The 15,729-nt window shown below is 59.0% G+C and carries 16 protein-coding genes and 1 pseudogene; 10 read left to right on the forward strand and 7 right to left on the reverse strand.

All coding sequences use genetic code 11. The features are described from left to right. Positions 1 to 55 precede the first annotated feature (55 nt). Complete coding sequence (locus ACSOSP_RS36425) at positions 56 to 529, forward strand: ferritin-like domain-containing protein (protein WP_455313874.1); 474 nt, start codon at positions 56 to 58, stop codon at positions 527 to 529. A 103-nt stretch (positions 530 to 632) separates the two neighbouring features. Here the strand turns inward: ACSOSP_RS36425 and ACSOSP_RS36430 are convergent, their stop codons facing one another. From ACSOSP_RS36430 to ACSOSP_RS36445, 4 genes are all read right to left on the reverse strand, one after another. Beyond that, on the reverse strand, positions 633 to 1,199 hold the full coding sequence (locus ACSOSP_RS36430) for a Uma2 family endonuclease (RefSeq protein ID WP_455313875.1): 567 nt from the start codon (positions 1,197 to 1,199) through the stop codon (positions 633 to 635). Between the two features lie 709 nt (positions 1,200 to 1,908). Continuing rightward, complete coding sequence (catC, locus tag ACSOSP_RS36435) at positions 1,909 to 2,187, reverse strand: muconolactone Delta-isomerase (RefSeq protein ID WP_455313876.1); 279 nt, start codon at positions 2,185 to 2,187, stop codon at positions 1,909 to 1,911. Between the two features lie 91 nt (positions 2,188 to 2,278). Then, complete coding sequence (locus ACSOSP_RS36440; RefSeq protein WP_455313877.1) at positions 2,279 to 3,406, reverse strand: muconate/chloromuconate family cycloisomerase; 1,128 nt, start codon at positions 3,404 to 3,406, stop codon at positions 2,279 to 2,281. A 105-nt stretch (positions 3,407 to 3,511) separates the two neighbouring features. After that, the gene (locus ACSOSP_RS36445; RefSeq protein ID WP_455313878.1) at positions 3,512 to 4,435 is read right to left on the reverse strand and encodes a LysR family transcriptional regulator; all 924 of its coding nucleotides are present in this window, start codon (positions 4,433 to 4,435) and stop codon (positions 3,512 to 3,514) included. Positions 4,436 to 4,610: 175 nt separating this feature from the next. On the opposite strand from ACSOSP_RS36445, the gene catA reads away from it, so the two are divergent. From catA to ACSOSP_RS36475, 6 genes are all read left to right on the forward strand, one after another. Then, on the forward strand, positions 4,611 to 5,543 hold the full coding sequence (gene catA, locus ACSOSP_RS36450; protein ID WP_455313879.1) for a catechol 1,2-dioxygenase: 933 nt from the start codon (positions 4,611 to 4,613) through the stop codon (positions 5,541 to 5,543). Between the two features lie 112 nt (positions 5,544 to 5,655). Beyond that, complete coding sequence (locus ACSOSP_RS36455; protein WP_455313880.1) at positions 5,656 to 7,014, forward strand: Rieske 2Fe-2S domain-containing protein; 1,359 nt, start codon at positions 5,656 to 5,658, stop codon at positions 7,012 to 7,014. Continuing rightward, on the forward strand, positions 7,011 to 7,499 hold the full coding sequence (gene benB / locus ACSOSP_RS36460; RefSeq protein ID WP_455313881.1) for a benzoate 1,2-dioxygenase small subunit: 489 nt from the start codon (positions 7,011 to 7,013) through the stop codon (positions 7,497 to 7,499). Before ACSOSP_RS36455 ends, benB begins: the two co-directional genes overlap by 4 nt. Positions 7,500 to 7,539: 40 nt before the next feature. Continuing rightward, positions 7,540 to 8,562 carry a benzoate 1,2-dioxygenase electron transfer component BenC gene (gene benC, locus ACSOSP_RS36465; RefSeq protein WP_455313882.1) on the forward strand — a complete coding sequence of 341 codons (1,023 nt, stop codon included), beginning with the start codon at positions 7,540 to 7,542 and terminating at the stop codon, positions 8,560 to 8,562. Continuing rightward, positions 8,559 to 9,335, forward strand: a complete 777-nt coding sequence (benD, locus tag ACSOSP_RS36470) for a benzoate diol dehydrogenase BenD (protein ID WP_455313883.1) — start codon at positions 8,559 to 8,561, stop codon at positions 9,333 to 9,335. The genes benC and benD overlap by 4 nt, the downstream gene beginning before the upstream one ends. A gap of 374 nt (positions 9,336 to 9,709) precedes the next feature. Beyond that, complete coding sequence (locus ACSOSP_RS36475) at positions 9,710 to 10,804, forward strand: alpha/beta fold hydrolase (protein ID WP_455313884.1); 1,095 nt, start codon at positions 9,710 to 9,712, stop codon at positions 10,802 to 10,804. A gap of 265 nt (positions 10,805 to 11,069) precedes the next feature. Here ACSOSP_RS36475 and ACSOSP_RS36480 read toward each other — a convergent pair whose 3' ends face one another. Both ACSOSP_RS36480 and ACSOSP_RS36485 read right to left on the reverse strand, forming a co-directional pair. Then, positions 11,070 to 11,639 (reverse strand): hypothetical protein, encoded by a 570-nt coding sequence (locus ACSOSP_RS36480; RefSeq protein WP_455313885.1) that lies wholly within the window; start codon positions 11,637 to 11,639, stop codon positions 11,070 to 11,072. Beyond that, positions 11,629 to 12,117 carry a hypothetical protein gene (locus tag ACSOSP_RS36485; protein WP_455313886.1) on the reverse strand — a complete coding sequence of 163 codons (489 nt, stop codon included), beginning with the start codon at positions 12,115 to 12,117 and terminating at the stop codon, positions 11,629 to 11,631. Before ACSOSP_RS36485 ends, ACSOSP_RS36480 begins: the two co-directional genes overlap by 11 nt. Positions 12,118 to 12,303: 186 nt before the next feature. On the opposite strand from ACSOSP_RS36485, the pseudogene ACSOSP_RS36490 reads away from it, so the two are divergent. Both ACSOSP_RS36490 and ACSOSP_RS36495 read left to right on the forward strand, forming a co-directional pair. Continuing rightward, a pseudogene (locus ACSOSP_RS36490) lies at positions 12,304 to 12,519 on the forward strand (alpha/beta fold hydrolase); the annotation flags it as partial. Between the two features lie 47 nt (positions 12,520 to 12,566). Continuing rightward, the gene (locus ACSOSP_RS36495) at positions 12,567 to 12,887 is read left to right on the forward strand and encodes a YnfA family protein (RefSeq protein WP_455313887.1); all 321 of its coding nucleotides are present in this window, start codon (positions 12,567 to 12,569) and stop codon (positions 12,885 to 12,887) included. 37 nt (positions 12,888 to 12,924) lie between these two features. Here the strand turns inward: ACSOSP_RS36495 and ACSOSP_RS36500 are convergent, their stop codons facing one another. Continuing rightward, entirely contained in the window at positions 12,925 to 13,956 is a 1,032-nt protein-coding gene (locus ACSOSP_RS36500) for a DUF2891 domain-containing protein (protein WP_455313889.1), read from the reverse strand. 448 nt (positions 13,957 to 14,404) lie between these two features. On the opposite strand from ACSOSP_RS36500, the gene ACSOSP_RS36505 reads away from it, so the two are divergent. Then, on the forward strand, positions 14,405 to 15,700 hold the full coding sequence (locus ACSOSP_RS36505; protein ID WP_455313890.1) for an MFS family transporter: 1,296 nt from the start codon (positions 14,405 to 14,407) through the stop codon (positions 15,698 to 15,700). Positions 15,701 to 15,729 lie beyond the last annotated feature (29 nt).

Raw genomic sequence — 15,729 nt, forward strand, 5'->3', positions numbered from 1 at the left:
TACGAGGCGAATCGCTGACTGCGTCTGTCGCAGTGACATAAAAAGGAGATGCCAAATGGCAGAGATCGACAAGGAAGACGTTGTTGCGGTGCTGAACCGGATTCTCGAATCCGAGTTGGCCGGCGTCGTTCGATATACGCACTATTCGTTTCTCATTTTCGGATTCGGGCGCATTCCGATCAGATCCTGGCTGCGCGAGCAGGCCGACGAATCGCTGTTGCACGCCCAGCAGGTCGGAGAATGGATCACCACGCTGGGCGCCTATCCGTCGCTTGCGATCGGTCCCCTCCTGGACTCGCACACATTCGATATCGCTTCGATTCTCCGCGAGTCGCTGCAAGCCGAGAACCTCGCGCTGGGGCTTTATCGCGAACTGCTCGCGCTAGTCGAGGACCGCTCCGTTGCGCTCGAGGAGTTCGCCCGTCAGATGATCCATATTGAAGAGATGCACGCGGGCGAAGTCGACAAGATGCTGCGCCGCCCTGGAGAAATGACGACGTCGGACGAAGGGCAGGCTGCCCGACGGTGATTAAACTGGCTATGGCGGACAGCCGGACGGTGGCGGTGAACCATGTCGCTGGACTGTCCACGCCGTAGCACTGAAGTGCGAGCAACTGTCTTCGCGAGGCGCCTTAGCGAAGCGAAACAGCAGCGGGCGCCGTCACGGTCCGACCGTACGGAAGAAGGCAGGTACCGAGGTCAAGCGTTACGTTGAACACCGAGCGGCTGCGCACACCTTCGCGGCCACGAAACTCTACGGCGCCATTGGCGCCCACCACAATGACCTCCTCCGCTCCGCTGCAAAGGTAGGCGTGGGTCCTGCTGTCGAGACTGGCCGCGCAGACGGCATTGCCGAACAGTACCTCCACGCACAGGTCCGGAGCGAAGGCCAGGGGATCGGCCTCTTGCTCTGCATCATCGTCGGGCCACTTCTCCTCCGGCATCCAGACCATATCGGGAACCCGGACGCCGAAAGTCCGGGTGACGACAGGCAGGCGTAACGCCACGCGGGGACCCAATTGGGTGGCGAGTTGGCAGAACACGTCGGTCTTGAATATTTGATGCCAGGGGTCTTCGTCCCGAACCAGAATATCGCCGGCCGGGCTGAGTTCAAATGCGGTGTCAGCAAGGTCACGTCGGACCGCCAACGTGCGCCAGATAGCGAGGAGAGAGTCTGGTTGCAGAAAATGCGTTTTCATTGGCGCGCTGTCCCGACGACAAATTTACTGTAGTACGCAGGCGCGCGGAGAGCGCGGGAAAATCATTGGTTTTCATGCAGCGATTTGAAGCTGCCGCCTTGGACCGCCGCCGGTCCGGCGATGCATCGATGAAGAATTCCTAAACGACCGGCTCCCGGGCATTCACATCCGTGGTAGCAGCTGCGAGGCGGTCAAGCAATCGCTGCAACCGTTCCTGTTGCGTGCGCATCAGCCCCCGCGTCGCATATGCCTGAAGAACCCGGCCGCGCCAGTAAGCTTGCGCAAACAATGAATTCGCACCCTCCGAGCACAGAACGCGCTCGAGATGGTTAATTGCGACGTCAATGTTTTGAAGCGTATACGGACTCACGCCGACGGGCCCTCTTTTACTGGCGGATTTCACTGCGTTCTCTCAGTTGTAAATTTCTTGTACCTGACGCGCGTGCGTCGCTAGCGACAGTAGCCCGCTTACGCCCATCATATGCCCATTAGTCTTATGTTTAGTACATAACACTAAACTATGTAGCAAGATACAGTAAACGGGCTTTTGAAAAACCTAGGGTTAACGTTAGTCATCGACATTGTCTCTGCCCCTGCGGCTCGATGACCGCATTACTGGGCGAGGCGTCTCAAGTTGCCGCTCGCGCGGCATCATTCGCCCGGATCTCTTGACTCACGGCATCCGTTCTCACGGCATCCGTTTGCCGCTTCAGCGGATGGACGAGGGATGACGTGCGAGCGCAGTCACCTTCATCGTCATATACGGAAACAACGGCAGGCCTGACAGGATGGTATGCAGTTCGTCATGCGAGTCGACGTCGAAAACGCTGTAGTTCGCATACTCACCGACCACGCGATGCAGCTGCTGCCATTTGCCTTGCTGCTGGAGCTCTTGCGAGTAGGCCTTTTCCCGTGACTTGATTTCGTCGGCCCGGGCAACTGGCATGTCGTGCGGCAGGTGTACGTCCATTCTTACGAGATAAAGCATAGGTCTCTCATTCAAAAAGTAGGGGTCTCTCAGGTCCGCCAGCACAACAATCGGATGCGTCCATGTTGTGGGCGCCGGGTTGACTGTGCGCTCAGATATTTTTGTCGCGACGGTAAAAAGCGAGCTTGTCTTCATCGATATGCAGGCCGAGGCCCGGCCCTTCCTGCATATGAAGATCGAAGTCCCGGTATTGGGGGCGGGCCGTGACGATGTCGTCTTTCAACAATAGCGGCCCGAACAGCTCTGTACCCCAGGCAAGCTGTGGAAGAGCGGCGAATCCGTGTGCCGATGCGATCGACCCAATGCTGCCCTCAAGCATCGTGCCGCCATACAGAGACACGCCGGCCGCATCCGCAATCGCGGCAGTGCGCAACATTCCGTAGATTCCACCGGACTTCGCAATTTTCAATGCAAACACGTCCGCACATGCGCCGCGCACGAGTTCAAGGGCGTCCTCCGGGCCGGTCACGGCTTCGTCGGCCATGATGGGCACGATGAAACGCGCTGCAAGTCTGGCGAGCGCTCCGCGCTGTTCTCGCGGAGTGGGTTGCTCGATGAGGTCGACGCCGGCGGCTTCGAGCGCTTCGATTCCCAGCGCTGCGTCAACCTCATTCCAAGCTTGATTCACGTCTACCGTGACCTTGGCGCGGTCGCCAAGCGCAGCTTTGATTCTCGATACGTGCGCTACGTCATCACGAACGCTACGCCGGCCAATCTTCAGCTTGAACGTATTGTGGCGACGCTCCGCGAGGAGCATTTCCGCTTCCTCGATGTCGCGTTGGGTGTCCCCGCTGGCGAGCGTCCAAAGGACCGGAAGTGTCTTTCGGACAGCGCCGCCCAGCAGCGTTGAAACCGGGACGCCCAGGCGCTTGCCCTGAGCGTCCAGCAGCGCTGTTTCAATCGCGCACTTGGCAAACCGGTTTCCTCGAGCAACTTTGTTTAGCTTGAGCATTGCGTCGTTGATGTTGGTCGCATCGTGCCCAATAATTGCAGGCGCCAGGTAAGTGTCGATGGTCAGCTTGATGCCTTCGGGGCTCTCTTCCCCGTACGACAGACCACCGATCGTGGTGGCTTCGCCAATACCTTCAATGCCATCGCTTGAGCGCAGACGCACAATAACCAGGGTTTGTTGCTGCATGGTCGCCATTGCCAGCTGATGCGCGCGAATGGTCGGGAGGTCTACGAGAATCGCTTCGACGGAGGTGATGTGGGCGTTCATACCTGAAATGGCGGAGTGGATGGGTTGCCGAAGTATTGCGCGCCCAGGAATCGCCTGTCCAACACCATCGACGTCTAGTGTCATACCCCCGAGGTATGATGCTTATCACCGCCCCCCTTCAATACGGGGTGCATACGATATCTTTTCCTCCGCGTAGAGCCGATAGATGAGTTCAAGCATTTCCCGGATGTCTCGCGACTCGTCGAGCATGCGCATGCTCATGATGATGGGCGAAACCAGAGTGGGGTCGTCCAGTTCCTTGTAGCTCACATCGTCTCGCTTCAGGCCGTACACGCTGCTCGGAACGACAGAAATGCCTTCCCCCGCTGCGACAAGTCCTAACGCAATCTGCAGCTCTCGTACTTCATATATCCGCCGGGGCTTGAGACCACGGTCCTGGAATACCGATAGCACCTGGTCTGCATAACTGGGCCGCGGCGACTTGGGGAAGATGATCAGGGTTTCGCTCACCAGGTCGCTGAGAGCGAGAATGGGCTTGAGGAGCGAGAGGGGATGTCCCTCGGGGAGGGCAACAATCATCTTCTCCTCGCGAAGAATTACCCGGCGGATGTTCGGGTCCTCATGCCGGATACGGCCGAAACCGATATCGATCTGGCCGTCCTTCAGCGCCCTGATCTGGTCCATCGTCGACATCTCGTGGAGGCTGAGTTCGACTGTCGCGTTCTCGTCGCGAAAACGCCGGATGATTTTTGGCAGCATGCCGTACAACGTCGACCCCACGAAACCGACAGAGAGGCTGCGCTCGATGTTGCCCACGCGCCTCGTCATTGATTCGAGCTCGGCGGTCTGCGCCAGCAGCTGCACGGCATGGGCATAGAAGAACTTGCCTGTCTCCGTCAGCTTCAGCGGACGCGAGTCGCGCTGGAATAGCTGAACCTCGAGCGTCTCTTCCAGTTGCTGTATCGAACGGCTCAAGGGCGGTTGGGCCATGTGCAGCCGCTCGGCCGCCCGCGTGAAATTGCGTTCTTCGGCTACCGCGACGAAATAGCGAAGATGCCGCAGTTCCATCTCAATACCTCCTGGATATAGACCAATACTAAATCAGTGTTGGACGGGGCTTTCCAGCGTCCATTATTCTCCACTTACACCTGCTTCAGCGCCAAATTATACCTTCTGAGCATATTCAAGTCGGTGCTGAATCAAGGGTTAACCCCATCGAAAAATAGAGAGTTCAGGAGCAGACATGAGCGTGCAAGTGTTCGATACAAAGGAAGTGCAGGAGCTGCTGAAGGCCGCTGCCAACCTCGCAAGCCAGGACGGCAATGCTCGCGGCAAGCAGATTGTCCATCGCCTGCTGAGCGATTTGTTCAAGGCCATCGACGACCTTGACATGACGCCCGATGAAATCTGGGCCGGCGTCCACTATTTCAACAAGCTCGGCCAGGACGGCGAAGCGGCGTTGCTTGCCGCCGGCATTGGTCTGGAAAAATATCTCGACATTCGCATGGATGCCGAGGACAAGGAAGCCGACATCGGCGGCACGCCGCGTACCATCGAAGGTCCGCTGTATGTCGCCGGCGCGCCGGTGCGCGACGGCGTGTCCAGGATTGATATCGATCCCGACCAGGATGCCGGCCCGCTGGTCATCCGTGGCACGGTCAACGGCCCGGACGGCAAGCCCGTCGCGGATGCGGTGGTCGAATGCTGGCACGCGAACTCACAAGGCTTCTATTCGCACTTCGACCCGACCGGCGCACAGAGCGCGTTCAATCTGCGCGGTGCGGTCAGAACTGGCGTCGACGGCAAGTACGAATTCCGTACGCTCATGCCGGTGGGCTACGGTTGCCCGCCGCAGGGCGCGACCCAGCAGCTGTTGAACGTGCTCGCGCGCCATGGCGACCGTCCGGCGCATGTGCACTTCTTTGTCACCAGCGATAAGCACCGCAAGCTGACGACTCAAATCAATATCGAAGGCGACCCGCTGATTTGGGACGATTTCGCTTACGCCACGCGCGAGGATTTGATTCCGCATGTGGTCGAAAAGAGCGGAGGCACTGCGCTGGAAATGAAGGCTGACACGTACAAGGACATCGAGTTCAACATCGAGTTGACTCCGCTGGTTCAGGGCAAGGACAACCAGCTGGTCCACCGCCCGCGTGCGTCGGCCACGGCGTAACTGCTCAGCGCGGCTGCTGCGTCGCCCCACTGCTGCCGCTCAATTCTCCGCAAGAATCCTTTGACACCTATGCGCGCGCTCCATCGCCTGGAGCACGTGAGGGAGAGCACTCATGTCCGCCATTATCGACAAATCCAAACAGCTGGATGAACTGCTGCACACCGCCGTTCAGGATGACAAATCAAACGGTGTATTCCGTTGCCGCCGCGACATTTTCACCAACGCCGATTTGTTTGAGCTCGAGATGAAACACATCTTCGAGAGCAATTGGGTGTACCTGGCGCATGAAAGCCAGATCGCCAACAACAACGATTACTACACCACTTGGATTGGCCGCCAGCCCGTGGTTGTCACTCGCGACAAGGGCGGTGAGCTGCACGCGGTCATCAATGCCTGCGCACACAAGGGTGCGATGCTGTGCCGGAAAAAGCACGGCAACAAAGGCACCTTCACTTGTCCGTTTCATGGCTGGAGCTTCGCCAATACCGGCAAGCTGCTGAAAGTGAAGGATGCGAAGACGACCGAATATCCGGTGCAGTTCAACACCAACGGCTCGCATGACCTGAAAAAAGTCGCGCGGTTTCAGAGCTATCGCGGCTTCCTCTTTGGCAGCCTCAACGCGGACGTGCTGCCCCTGGAAGACTACCTCGGCGAGACCAAGGTAGTCATCGACCAGATCGTCGACCAGGCTCCTGACGGGCTTGAAGTGTTGCGGGGGAACTCCTCGTACATCTACGACGGCAACTGGAAAATGCAGATGGAGAACGGCTGCGACGGCTACCACGTCAGCACCGTGCACTGGAACTACGCCGCGACGATGGACCGGCGCAAGGTCGACGGCACCAAGGCGGTGGATGCGAACAGCTGGAGCAAGTCGGTCGCCGGCGTGTACGGGTTCGACCACGGCCACATCCTGTTGTGGACCAAGACGATGAACCCGGAAGTGCGGCCGGTCTATCAATATCGTGAAGAAATCAAGGCACGCGTGGGCGAAGTACAGGCGGATTTCATCGTCAACCAGACTCGCAACCTCTGCCTGTATCCGAACGTGTTCCTGATGGACCAGTTCAGCACCCAGATTCGCGTGGTGCGCCCCTTGAGCGTGAACCAGACCGAGGTCACCATTTTCTGCTTTGCCCCGAAGGGTGAGAGCGCGGCCGACCGCGCCACCCGGATCCGTCAGTACGAAGATTTTTTCAACGTCACGGGAATGGGCACCGCTGACGACCTTGAAGAGTTCCGCGCTTGTCAAACGGGTTATGCGGGCACTACCGCGTTGTGGAACGACCTGTCGCGCGGCGCGCCGTTGTGGGTCGATGGGCCGGACGCGAATGCGAAGAGCATGGGTATCGAACCGGTTATCTCAGGCGAGCGCAGCGAAGACGAAGGCCTGTTTGTGTGCCAGCACGAATACTGGGTGCACGTGATGCGCGATGCACTGAAAAAGGAACAAGGGGAGGCTTTGGTATGAGCATCGACTGCCAAAAGATCTGCGCCGTGCTGTACCGCGAAGCACGCCTGCTCGATGACCGCCAATGGGACGAGTGGCTAGCCTGCTATGCCGAGGACGTCACGTACTGGATGCCGGCGTGGGATGACGACGACCAGCTCACCGATGACCACCAGAGCCAGATTTCGTTGATGTATTACCCGAACCGCGGTGGCCTCGAAGACCGGGTATTTCGCATCAAAACCGAACGCAGTGGTGCTTCCATGCCTGAGCCGCGTACCAGCCACAACGTCACCAATGTGGAAGTGCTGGCCGAACGCGGCAACGAAGTGGACGTGCGCTACAACTTCAACACGCTCAGCCACCGCTACAGAATGAACGACCATTTTTTCGGAACCATGTTCGTCACCCTGCGAAAGGTCGATGACGCATGGTTGATTTCAGCCAAGAAAATTGTGCTGAAGAACGATTACATCCGCCAGGTGCTCGACATTTATCACGTTTGATGTCGAGCGCCGGGAGGAAACTGGAAGTAGAGGAGACAGCATGTCCAGCTACAACATTGCACTGAACTTCGAGGACGGCGTGACCCGCTTCGTCGCCTGCAAGCCGGGCGAGAAGGTGCTCGACGCCGCCTTTCGCGCGAAGATCAACCTGCCGATGGATTGCTCCGATGGCGTGTGCGGCACCTGCAAGTGCCGCGCCGAGAGCGGCAGCTATGACCTTGGCGACGACTACATTGACGACGCGCTGAGCGAGGGCGAGAAGGAGAGTGGCCTCGTACTCACCTGCCAGATGGTGCCGCAAAGCGATTGCGTGATCGCAGTGCCGGCCTCGTCCACTGCTTGCAAGACTGAACAGAGCAGGTTTGCCGCGACGGTATCGACGGTTGAGCCGCACAACGATGCGGCCGTCGTGCTCGAACTTGACGTGGATACGGCCGCACCTGTTTTCCTGGCGGGTCAGTATGTCAATATCGATGTTCCCGGCAGTGGCCAGCATCGTTCGTATTCCTTTTCATCGGCGCCGGGGAAATCGAAAATCAGCTTTCTGATCAAGCGGATTCCCGGTGGCGTGATGAGCACCTGGCTCGAATCCGCTCAGCCGGGCAACAAGGTGGAGTTGACCGGGCCGTTGGGGAGTTTCTATCTGCGTGCCGTTGAGCGGCCGTTGCTGTTCCTCGCCGGCGGCACGGGCCTGGCTCCGTTCCTGTCCATGCTGGAAGTGCTGGCCCGCGCCGATTCGCAGCAGAAGGTACACCTGATTTATGGCGTGACCCGAGACCTTGACCTGGTGCAGGTCGATGCAATCGAAGCCTACCTGGCGAAGTTGCCGAATTTTAGCTACACCACCGTGGTGGCCGACACGGAGTCAACCCATCCGGCCAAGGGCTGGGTGACTCAGCACATGCCAGCCGAGGCCTTGAATGAGGGTGACGTCGACGTTTACCTCTGCGGGCCGCCGCCGATGGTCGATGCAGTGCGTAAGTATTTCGACGATAACGGCGTGAAACCCAACAGCTTCCACTACGAGAAGTTCACTCCCAACGCAGCACCGAGGACCGCATGAGCACGCAACGATTTGCTGGCAAGGTCATGGTCGTCACCGGCGCGGCGCAGGGCATTGGCCGAGGGGTGGCGCTGCGCGCGGCGGCCGAGGGCGCGAAAGTGCTGTTCGTGGACCGCGCGGACTTCGTCTCCGAAGTAGCCGCCGAGGCCAGCGGGGCGGACACGGCAGGGTTTGTCGCTGACCTGGAGACGTACGAAGGCGCGGCATCGGCGATGGCTTTTGCCGTGCGCCAGTTTGGCGGCATCGACATACTCATCAATGGTGTCGGCGGCGCGATTCGCATGCGGCCATTCGCTGAGTTCGAACCTGAGCAGATTGACGCCGAAATTCGGCGTTCACTCATGCCCACGTTGTACGCCTGCCATGCAGTGCTGCCGCACCTGCTTGAGCGCGGCAGTGGAACCATCGTCAATATTTCATCGAATGCCACGCGCGGTATTCGTCGCGTACCGTATTCGGCGGCCAAGGGCGGGGTCAACGCGATGACGCAGTCACTCGCGATGGAGTACGCCGAGCACAACATCCGCGTGGTCGCCACCGCGCCGGGCGGCACCGACGCGCCTGCGCGACGGGTGCCGCGCAATACCGCAGGCGACAGCGAGCAGGAAAAAGTCTGGATGGGCGATGCGGTCAGGCAGGTCACAGAATCGACCTTTCTCAAGCGCTATGGCAGCATCGATGAACAGGTCGCGCCGATTCTGTTCCTCGCTTCGGACGAGGCAGGTTATATCACCGGCACTGTGTTGCCGGTAGCGGGTGGTGACACCGGCTGACCCTGAAATGCCCTGCTGGCGTCGAAAATCGGTGTCTCTCCGATGACGCACCGCATGAATGGATTTAAAGCTCGACTTGAAGAATAGATTGGCTCCGGACCAACGACCAACAGGTAGCTCTGAGCGCGTCCAGTAGCGATGCAAAAACGTGAAGCGGATTTTCGTGCGGGGTGGGGGGGACGGGTTTTGTCGAGGGCGTAAGGCGCAGAGGATCGTCACCTGGCGACGGTATCAACGATATTCATGCGGTCGGCGGCCAAAACTCACACGCGATAGAATCCCTCCGCCGTCGCATGGTGCATGCGTGCGGTCGCGACGGCCGCGTCCGACTTTGCCGGTTTCTCCCTTGTTTCCATTTGCGAGCTTCCGCGCCCATGACTTCGATCAGCCGCATGCTTTGCGCTGTTTTAGCTTTAGCCGTATCGATTGCATCGCCTGCTTTCGCTGCTTCCACCGCCTCCAACGATGAGGCCGCGTCCCCGCCCTCGCTCGCTTCATCGCTGACGCCCTCCGACAACGATGGTCCTGCGTACGGCCCCGAACTCGAGGGCTTCGACTATCCGTATCCGGTGGGCCGGTTCGCGATTTCATCGCAGCGGCAAATCGTGCGCATGGCGTATATGGACGTCGCGTCCAAGCGTCCTAACGGACGAACCGTGGTCCTGCTGCACGGCAAGAATTTTTGCGCGGCGACGTGGAAAGAGAGCATCGACGTGCTTACGGAAGCGGGCTATCGCGTGATCGCACCGGACCAGATCGGCTTTTGCAAATCGACCAAGCCGGTGCGGTATCAGTACACGTTCCAGCAACTGGCGCGCAATACGCATGCGTTGCTTGCGGCGCTTGGCGTAAAAAAGGCGACGCTCGTCGCGCATTCCACGGGCGGCATGATTGCGGTGCGATATGCGCTGATGTATCCGCAAGAGACCGAGCAGCTCGTGCTGGTGAATCCCATCGGGCTGGAGGACTGGAAGGCGAAGGGCGTGCCGTCCATTTCGATCGATGACTGGTATGCGCGTGAGTTGAAAACCAGCGCCGACGGTATTCGCAAATACGAGCAAGCCACCTATTACGCGGGTCACTGGGACTCACGTTACGAGCCGTGGGTGCAGATGCTGGCGGGAATGTATCGCGGGCCGGGCAAGGATGTTGTTGCGTGGAATTCGGCCTTGCTCTATGACATGATTTACACCCAGCCGGTCGTGTATGAGTTTGGGCAGATCAGGACACCCACGTTGTTGCTGATCGGCGATAAGGACACAACCGCGATCGGCAAGGATCTCGCACCGCCGGAGATCCGCCCGACGCTCGGGCGTTATCCAGAGTTGGCTAAACGCGCGGTGGAGGCGATTCCCGGTGCAAAGCTGGTTGAGTTTGCAGAGCTGGGGCATGCGCCACAGATGCAGGACCCGAAGGCGTTTCATCAGGCGCTGCTCGATGGGTTGACGGCGGTGCCGGCGAATCGCTGAGCGTTCAGACGGCTTTCTGTCTCGCCGCCGTACTCCTGCGTCGCTCGCCGCTACGCGAAAATGCCCGGAGCTATTTTGCCGGTCATCGCAGATTGACACCGGCCATTTACTACAGGATGATTCGCCGCCTTTACACGTAGGCAAGGAGAAAGTTCGGACATTCAGGCAGCACCCGCCATGCACTTTTTGGCTAACGTCTGTTTGTGCGGGTCTGAAGCGTGCGAATGTTAGAGCTGCTTCGCGACAGACTCGCCACCTATAGAGCTTATGCAGGTACGTCGGCCTCGAGCGCTTCCTCTTCCGGCGGAGGTGTGTGGGTCTGCCGGATTTGCTCGATCATCCTGGTTAAGACATCGACGGCCGTTTCCGGCGTGGCCTGCGTCGGGGTTGGCTTGCTTGGGTTTTGATGTGCGATCCAATCACGATACTGCTTGATTTGCTTCACCTGCCCGATGAGATCAGGGTCAACTTCTCCTTTGAAGAGGTTGAGAATCTCACTAAACCGCCAGTACTCGACTTCACTTTCGAATTTCTCTGCCAGCTTGTTGGCATACTGCTGCGGATATCCTGCCGCCAGCAGACGGTTCGCCGTTTGCAGATGCTCGATGACGAACCGCTCGAATGTGGCGAACAGCGCCAAAATGGCAAGGTCGGCTGCTTGCTTTGCCGCCTCTTCAAGGGCGGTATTTGCTTCCTCCGGAGTTGCCTCAACGAACTGTGTGCGTCGAATGAGTTCTTCGTGCTGGATTTGAATCGTGCGCGTGGCGACCTTGAAGCAATCGTTCGCCACAGCAAATGCCTTATAGACGGGAACCAGTGGATTATTAAAATTCATAGTCGGAGACGTCCGTAAGCAGGTCAAGAAACAGACTTTCATCAACGCGTTTTGGCCGACGTACTCTGGCTTCGATCCAGTACCAGCCATCTCCGTCGACTCCAGAAAGCATGGGTGTCGACGACGAGGCTGTGGTTTTTCCGCCAGCGATAGTTCGTGTCGAAAACGCCGGACCGTTGCCAACATAGAAAAGGAACGCATGTCTCGTCACACGGCCGATCAGGTCCACTCTTCCGTGCGCGCCGATGATTTTTGATCCGACAGGCAGGATCTTGGCCAATGACACTCCGTCCTTTGTTATGTAGAGGCTCGGGGCATCATATTGGGCCATTAGCTCTTCATTGAGCGTTATAGTGTCGCGTTCCACGGTTAGACCATGTTCTCTGCACCAGCCGCTCACTGCCCCCAAAAAGCTCGTGACGCGCTCCACATACTCGACGGAAGAAAAGCCTGCATCTTCAGTTTTCGGTTCAGCCACTATCTGTCCTTGTATTGTCAGCATGTGCCCACTGCGGCACGTCAACGCCTGCCAGCACATTCGATATATTTGCCCGTATCAGTGAGACATGAGCAGATGTTCCCGTACTCACACCTGAGGCATCAGGCTACCACTGAATCTGTCTCGAAATCCTTTAAGCTAGCATGTCGCCGCTTCCTTTCCAACGACACGACCGCGATCGGCAAGGATCTCGCACCGCCGGAGATCCGCCCGATGCTCGGGCGTTATCCAGAGTTGGCTAAACGCGCGGTGGAGGCGATTCCCGGTGCAAAGCTGGTTGAGTTTGCAGAGCTGGGGCATGCGCCACAGATGCAGGACCCGAAGGCGTTTCATCAGGCATTGCTCGCAGGGTTGGCAGCGCTTGGTGCGAATGGAAATTAGACCGCTCATAAAAGCCACTTGGCGAACTCGATACCCCGGCTGCCACTATGAAGACGTTCCTGCTTTATGTCGTGACCGCCATTGCCGAGATAGTGGGCTGCTATTTCCCGTATCGATGGTTGAAGGAGGACGGTTCGCCCTGGCTTCTCCTCCCCGGTGCGCTGGCGCTCGCACTCTTCGCATGGCTGCTCACCCTGCATGCCAGCGCCGCCGGCCGCGTGTATGCCGCGTATGGCGGCGTGTATATCGCCGTGGCGATCATGTGGCTATGGATCGTCGAACGGATTCGCCCGACAAGCTGGGATTTCGCCGGCGTCGCGATCGCGCTGGCCGGCATGAGCGTGATCGCGTTTCAGCCGCGCGGGTGATAGAGCTGAAAAACGCCAGGCGTCAAACAATTCAAAGTCAGGCTTCGAGCGCCAACAACGCAAACGTCGCAAGCCAGTGCTCGCCCATGTAGTCACCCGCCACATGCGCCAGGCCCACTGCAAGGTGGGCGTTCGCCGTGGCATCGAGCAAGCCGATACGCACGTCGCCCGCCGGCAGCGCACGCGCGAGCGAACGCTGGCACCACGCACGGCTGAGGTTCAGGCCGTCGAGGTGGGCGAGCTTGCCGTCGCTGCGATCGGTCACCGTGGCCGGCACGAACAACGTGGCGGGTTCGCTCGCGTCGAGCCGCGGCAGGAAGCGGTCGAACCAGCCGGCGAATTCAGCCGGAGGCAACACCCGCCGCATCAACTCGGCTTCCATCAGCGACGACGATAAAAATTCATCGCCACCTGGTTCCCACGCCTGACAACCTGCATCGTTCAGATACCAGCGGCGCGCGGTATCGGCGATCAGCGTTTCGAACGCCGTGTCACCCACCTGGCGCGCATATCCGGTAGCCAGCGTCAACGCGAACGCCGTATTGAAATGCGTGCCCACCCGCAGCGGATACGTCAATTTCGGCAGGTACTCCGTGAAACGCTCGACAAACGCGTGCGCAAGCGGCGCCAATGTCGCTGACCAGCGTTGGCCTTCTGCTGACTGCATCGAATGAAGCTGGCCCGCGAGCGCGAGCAGCCACGCCCAGCCGTACGGACGCTCGAAACCCCGCGCCTCCGGACGCTGCAAGTACGCGAGTTCGGCCGCGACGTTGGCATGAGTGAAATGCGAGTCGATCAACGCACGAATTTCAGGCGCTTCCGGCAACGCGGGAACGCGGTCGATAAGCCGCGTAATCAACCAGTACCCGTGAACGCACGAGTGCCAGTCGAAGCTGCCGTAGAAGATTGGATGGAGGGCGCGCGGGCCTTGGGCATCGGCGGCGCTGCCCATCACGTGGTCGAGCTTGTTCGGGTATTCGCGCGTCAGGTGGCCCAGTGCGAGCCGGGCGAATTTCGATGCCAGGGCGGCGTCGAGCGTGTGATGCGTTTGATCGGACTGCGAGGTCATGCGGTTCTCCAGAAAAACCAGGCGTCCGCAATTATGGCAAGAGTTCGGCTCAGGGGCCGTGCGAATAGAGGGCGTCAACGCTGGGGCAGGGCGTCGTTTTTTGTGACTCAGGGTAATTACTAAATTCTTTCAATGCGATTGATTGTAAGGTTTTGTCCTGAGCGTTTCGCGCTTTCGCTCAGTAGGCCGCAAACCGTTGATCCAGTGGGAATTCAAAGCTAAAAAGGGCTTTACGGAATTGCGATCACTTCGTGTTTTGACAAATTTCTTTCCATGAAAATTAATATGTAAGCTGAATTTTGGCTGACCGTCATATTGCATCAAGCTGCTTCTCGTCGTATAAACTTGCGCGCCAACGCCACTCAGGGCGGCCTATCGCCGGTATCAGGCCGGCGCAAGAGCGGTGACAAGCCGCCGTTTTCAACACGCGACAGGAGCTTCATCCAGCATGGCCGACACCGTCCTCTCAAGTTCAGCCGACACCCGGCGACGCGTTTTCGCGATCGTCGGTGCTTCATCGGGAAACCTCGTCGAGTGGTTCGACTTTTATATCTACTCGTTCCTCGCGCTGTACTTCGCGCCGGCGTTCTTCCCAAGCGGGAACCCGACCACGCAGTTGCTCAACACCGCGGGCGTGTTTGCAGCGGGTTTCCTGATGCGGCCGATCGGCGGCTGGATGTTCGGCCGTATCGCCGACAAGCACGGCCGCCGGACGTCGATGATGATTTCCGTGCTGATGATGTGCGCGGGCTCGCTCGTGATCTGCTTCTTGCCGACCTACGCGAGCATTGGTGCGTGGGCGCCGTTCTTCCTGCTGATCGCGCGACTGTTCCAGGGGTTATCGGTAGGCGGCGAATACGGGACGAGTGCGACCTACATGAGTGAAGTGGCGCTGCAGGGGCGGCGCGGGTTCTTCGCGTCGTTCCAGTACGTGACGCTGATCGGCGGGCAACTTGCCGCGTTGCTCGTGCTGGTCGTTTTGCAGCAGGTATTGAGCACAGAAGAATTGAAGGCGTGGGGCTGGCGTATCCCGTTCGGGATCGGCGCGCTCGCGGCGGTCGTGTCGCTGTATCTGCGCAAATCGCTCGATGAAACCACCACCGCCGAAACGCGCAAGCTTAAGGAGGCCGGTACGCTGCGTGGCCTCATGCAGCATAAAGGCGCGTTCCTCACGGTGATCGGGTTCACGGCGGGCGGCTCGCTGATCTTCTATACGTTCACGACCTACATGCAGAAGTATCTGGTGAACACCGCGGGCATGCATGCCAAGACGGCCAGCAACGTGATGACCGCGGCGTTGTTCATCTACATGATCATGCAGCCCGCATTCGGCGCGTTGTCGGACCGGATTGGCCGGCGCACGTCGATGCTCTGGTTCGGTGGCCTTGCGACGTTCTGCACCGTGCCGCTCCTGTACGCGTTGAAGGACGTCACGAACCCGGTGATGGCGTTCGTACTGGTGGTGGTTGCGCTGGCTGTCGTGAGTCTCTACACGTCGATCAGCGGACTGATCAAGGCCGAGATGTTCCCCGCGGAAGTGCGTGCGCTGGGTGTGGGTTTGTCATATGCGGTTGCCAACGCGGTGTTCGGCGGCTCGGCGGAGTACGTGGCGCTGTTCCTGAAGTCGATCGGCAGCGAGTCGACGTTCTACTGGTACGTGACGGCACTGTGCGCGATTTCCTGGATCGTCTCGTTGCGGATGCGCGATTCATCGAAGGAAGGGTACTTGCGCGACGTGCCTTGATGGCATGGTTGACCTGATTCAAACCCGGC

It is taken from the genome of Caballeronia sp. KNU42, from assembly GCF_053760385.1.

Bases quoted from the DNA above. Each gene is read 5' to 3' on its own strand.
- ACSOSP_RS36505 (WP_455313890.1), top strand. From the start codon at position 14,405: ATGGCCGACACCGTCCTCTCAAGTTCAGCCGACACCCGGCGACGCGTT.
- ACSOSP_RS36425 (WP_455313874.1), top strand. From the start codon at position 56: ATGGCAGAGATCGACAAGGAAGACGTTGTTGCGGTGCTGAACCGGATT.
- ACSOSP_RS36440 (WP_455313877.1), bottom strand. From the start codon at position 3,406: ATGAACGCCCACATCACCTCCGTCGAAGCGATTCTCGTAGACCTCCCG.
- catC (WP_455313876.1), bottom strand. From the start codon at position 2,187: ATGCTTTATCTCGTAAGAATGGACGTACACCTGCCGCACGACATGCCA.
- ACSOSP_RS36445 (WP_455313878.1), bottom strand. From the start codon at position 4,435: ATGGAACTGCGGCATCTTCGCTATTTCGTCGCGGTAGCCGAAGAACGC.
- benC (WP_455313882.1), top strand. From the start codon at position 7,540: ATGTCCAGCTACAACATTGCACTGAACTTCGAGGACGGCGTGACCCGC.
- ACSOSP_RS36495 (WP_455313887.1), top strand. From the start codon at position 12,567: ATGAAGACGTTCCTGCTTTATGTCGTGACCGCCATTGCCGAGATAGTG.
- ACSOSP_RS36455 (WP_455313880.1), top strand. From the start codon at position 5,656: ATGTCCGCCATTATCGACAAATCCAAACAGCTGGATGAACTGCTGCAC.
- catA (WP_455313879.1), top strand. From the start codon at position 4,611: ATGAGCGTGCAAGTGTTCGATACAAAGGAAGTGCAGGAGCTGCTGAAG.
- ACSOSP_RS36475 (WP_455313884.1), top strand. From the start codon at position 9,710: ATGACTTCGATCAGCCGCATGCTTTGCGCTGTTTTAGCTTTAGCCGTA.
- ACSOSP_RS36430 (WP_455313875.1), bottom strand. From the start codon at position 1,199: ATGAAAACGCATTTTCTGCAACCAGACTCTCTCCTCGCTATCTGGCGC.
- ACSOSP_RS36480 (WP_455313885.1), bottom strand. From the start codon at position 11,639: ATGAATTTTAATAATCCACTGGTTCCCGTCTATAAGGCATTTGCTGTG.
- benD (WP_455313883.1), top strand. From the start codon at position 8,559: ATGAGCACGCAACGATTTGCTGGCAAGGTCATGGTCGTCACCGGCGCG.
- ACSOSP_RS36500 (WP_455313889.1), bottom strand. From the start codon at position 13,956: ATGACCTCGCAGTCCGATCAAACGCATCACACGCTCGACGCCGCCCTG.
- benB (WP_455313881.1), top strand. From the start codon at position 7,011: ATGAGCATCGACTGCCAAAAGATCTGCGCCGTGCTGTACCGCGAAGCA.